The following is a 248-nucleotide window of genomic DNA, read 5'->3' on the forward strand; positions in this document are numbered from 1 at the left end:
TCGGTAGCTCAGTCGGTAGAGCAGAGGACTGAAAATCCTCGTGTCGGCGGTTCGATTCCGTCCCGAGCCACCATTTTGAAATCGCAAGCCGGCTTAGCTCAATTGGTAGAGCAACTGACTTGTAATCAGTAGGTTGGGGGTTCAAGTCCTCTAGCCGGCACCACTTTCAAAATGAGCCATTAGCTCAGTTGGTAGAGCATCTGACTTTTAATCAGAGGGTCGAAGGTTCGAATCCTTCATGGCTCACC

General features: G+C 50.4%; 2 tRNA genes. Both read left to right on the forward strand.

The window, feature by feature from the left end:
- The first annotated feature begins 87 nt into the window (after positions 1–87).
- A tRNA-Thr gene (locus JDS98_RS29790) sits at positions 88–163 on the forward strand.
- Between the two features lie 10 nt (positions 164–173).
- Positions 174–246, forward strand: a tRNA-Lys gene (locus tag JDS98_RS29795).
- Positions 247–248 lie beyond the last annotated feature (2 nt).

Source organism: Bacillus cereus group sp. N11 (assembly GCF_016483605.1).
Classification (GTDB): Bacteria; Bacillota; Bacilli; order Bacillales; family Bacillaceae_G; genus Bacillus_A; species Bacillus_A toyonensis.